The sequence below is a fragment of the Arthrobacter sp. 05L45_2 genome, assembly GCF_056397525.1.
The window spans coordinates 1-3185 of the sequence record NZ_JBFTNO010000267.1 but is presented as its reverse complement, the minus strand read 5'-3'; the positions used below and the strand labels follow the sequence as shown (position 1 = coordinate 3185).

3 protein-coding genes are annotated in these 3185 nt (G+C 68.5%); 1 reads left to right on the top strand and 2 read right to left on the bottom strand.

The features are described 5' to 3' along the window. Positions 1-453: MarC family protein (locus AC1DHD_RS15175; protein WP_476880509.1), on the top strand; the 453-nt coding region annotated here is incomplete at its 5' end. Positions 454-484: 31 nt separating this feature from the next. Here AC1DHD_RS15175 and AC1DHD_RS15170 read toward each other — a convergent pair. Both AC1DHD_RS15170 and AC1DHD_RS15165 read right to left on the bottom strand, forming a co-directional pair. After that, complete coding sequence (locus AC1DHD_RS15170) at positions 485-1378, bottom strand: DNA-methyltransferase (protein ID WP_476880508.1); 894 nt, start codon at positions 1376-1378, stop codon at positions 485-487. Positions 1379-1386: 8 nt separating this feature from the next. After that, entirely contained in the window at positions 1387-3159 is a 1773-nt protein-coding gene (locus AC1DHD_RS15165; protein WP_476880507.1) for a DEAD/DEAH box helicase, read from the bottom strand. Positions 3160-3185: the final 26 nt, after the last annotated feature.

The window sequence follows — 3185 nt, the reverse complement described above, 5'->3', positions numbered from 1 at the left end:
ATCGTGACGTTCGCGATTTTCGGGCAGTCCATCCTCAATTACATGCACATCTCGCTGGCGGCGCTGCAGGGCGCGGGCGGCCTGCTGCTGGTGCTCATCGCGCTGCAGCTGCTCACCGGTTCCACCGGCGGCGAGGAGAACGCGGCCAAGTACAAAAACGTCGCCTTTGTGCCGCTGGGGACCCCGCTGATGGCGGGCCCCGGCGCGATTGTGGCGGTCATGGTTTTCGTTCAGCGTTCGGGAAGCATGGCGCAGTACCTCGCCGTCGGGCTTGGCATTGCGGTCACGCTCGCATCCCTGTACCTGGCGATGCGGTTCGCCGGCCTTGTGCAGCGCGCGCTGGGCGAGAACGGCGTCGAGCTGGTCACCCGGATCGCCGGCCTGCTGCTGTCCGCGATCGCCGTGCAGATGATTGCCGACGCCGTGCACGCGTTCGTCAAGAGCTGGACCTGACGACGGCGCCTGCCGGCCAGCAGCCGAAGGGCTAGCTGGGGACCGCCGGCGGTTCGGCTTCCGGCTGGGCCGTGAACTCGGCGTATGCGCCCAGCCGTTTGGCCATCACGTCCACGGCAGCCTGGTTCTGGTCCACGCAGACGAACTTCCTGCCGAGCTTGGCCGCTACGGCGCCCAGCGTGCCCGAACCGGCGAAGAAATCCAGGCACCAGTCGCCGGGCCGGGATGAGGCGGCGACCACCCGCCGGATCAGGCCTTCGGGTTTCTGCGTCGGGTAGCCGGTTTTTTCCTTGCCGGTGGGGGAGACGATCGTGTGCCACCAGACGTCGGTGGGCAGCTTGCCCAGTTCCCGCTTGGCCGGTGTCACCAGCCCGGGCGCCATGTACGGTTCACGGTCCACCTCGGCGCTGTCGAAATGGTATTTCGCCGGGTTCTTCACGTAGACGAGGATGTTGTCGTGCTTGGTGGGCCAGCGGAACTTGGCGCGGGCGCCGTAGTCGTAGGCCCAGATGATTTCGTTCAGGAAGCACTCCCGGCCGAAGATCGCATCGAGCATGACCTTGGCGTAGTGCACCTCGCGGTAATCCAGGTGCAGGTACAGCGTGCCGTCATCGGCCAGCAGCCGCCACGCTTCGACCAGCCGCGGCTCCAAAAAGGACCAGTAGTCGCTGAAGGCGTCGTCGTAGCTGTGCAGCGCACCCTTGATGGTGTCGTAGGAGCGGCCCTTGAAGCCGACACGGTCGCCCTCGCCCCCGGCATTCAGCACCATTTTGGTTTCCTGGCGCCGCTGGACACGCCCGGTGTTAAACGGCGGGTCCACGTAAATGAGTGTGAAGGCGCCGTCCGGCAGCGTCGGGAGGTACTCCGCGTTGTCCGCGTGTACCACCAGATTGCTGCCGTCCGGCGCCCAGACGGTGTCAGCCATGGTGCGGGTTAGGCCTCGGTGCCGCGTGCCGTAGCTCCGCCCTGTGCCTCGCCGGCCACCACTTCGCCGTTGCGGCGGCGGGTGCGGGTGCGGCGGCGGGCACGGGTGGCCCGGTCTACCTCGGTGGGGGCGCCGGCGGTTGCCGCAGCGCGGCCCGTTGCCTCGGCGGGTGCCGCGGCGGTGGTGTCCTTTTCCGGCGTACGACGTCGGCGCTCACCGGAGCGGCCGCCTTCGCGCGATCCTTCGCGGGCGCCGTCACGGCCGCCTTCGCGGTTGCCCTCGCGGTTGCCTTCGCGGTTGCCTGAACGGCCGCCCTCACGGGGCGCACGGCCGCCGTCGCGTCCGCCGGTCCTGGACCCGTCACGGCCGCCGGCCGGCGCGCCGCCGCGGGCGTTCTTCTTGCCGGTCTCGCCCAGATCCTCGAGGACTTCGGCGTCCACACCGGCAAGCACGCGCTTGTCCCGGGGCAGGCGGCCCTTGGTGCCCTCGGGAATGTCGAGCTCCTCGTACAGGTGCGGGGAAGAGGAGTAGGTTTCGACCGGTTCGGGGTAGCTCAGGCCCAGGGCCTTGTTGATCAGGCCCCAGCGCGGCATGTCATCCCAGTCGACGAAGGTCACGGCGGTGCCCTTGTTGCCGGCGCGGCCGGTGCGGCCAACGCGGTGCAGGTAGATCTTCTCGTCTTCGACGCACTGGTAGTTGATGACGTGCGTGACGTCGTCGACGTCGATGCCGCGGGCCGCGACGTCGGTGGCGACAAGGACGTCCACCTTGTTGTTGCGGAAGGCGCGCAGCGCCTGTTCGCGGGCGCCCTGGCCGAGGTCGCCGTGGATGGCGGCCGCGGCGAACCCGCGGTCCACGAGTTCCTCGGCAACCTTCGCGGCGGTGCGCTTGGTCTTGGTGAAGATGATGGTCCGGCCGCGGCCGCGGGCCTGCAGGATGCGGGCCACCACCTCCACCTTGTCCATGCTGTGGGCGCGGTAGATCAACTGGCGGATGTCGCGCTTGGTCAGGCCCTCATCCTCGGGGTCCGCCGCGCGGATGTGGGTGGGCTGGGTCATGTACCGCCGCGCCATTGCGATGACCGGGCCGGGCATGGTGGCCGAGAACAGCAGCGTCTGGCGGACGGCCGGGGTTCCGGCGATCAGGGTCTCGACGTCGGGCAGGAAGCCGAGGTCCAGCATTTCGTCGGCCTCGTCCAGGATGACCATTTTGACGTTCTTGAGGACCAGGTGCTTCTGCTTGTAGAGGTCGATCAGGCGGCCGGGGGTGCCGACGACGACCTCGACGCCCTGCTGCAGCGCCTCGACCTGCGGCTCGTAGGCGCGGCCGCCGTAGATGGTGGTGATCCGGGCGTTGCGCTTGCGGGAGGCGGTCTGCAGGTCGCTGGCGACCTGGACGGCGAGCTCACGGGTCGGCACGATCACGAGGGCCTGGGGCGCGYCGGGGGCGGGCAGCGCGGCGTAGCCGGCGTCGTCGCGGCCGATCACACGCTGCAGCGCCGGGATGCCGAAGCCGAGGGTCTTGCCGGTACCGGTCTTGGCCTGGCCGATGATGTCGTGGCCGCCGAGGGCGACGGGCAGGGTCATGGCCTGGATCGGGAACGGGTGGGTGATGCCGGCGTCCGCCAGGGATTCAACGATGTCGGCGCGGACGTTGTAGTCGGCGAACGACTTTTCCGCGATTTCGTGGGGGGTCTCGTCAGAGATGATGGTCTCTTCCGGCTCGATCGTTTCCGTGCCGGATTCGTCGGTCAGAAGCTGGTGCGTGTGCAATTCACTCACAGGGGAGTTTCCTTATTCATTTGGGC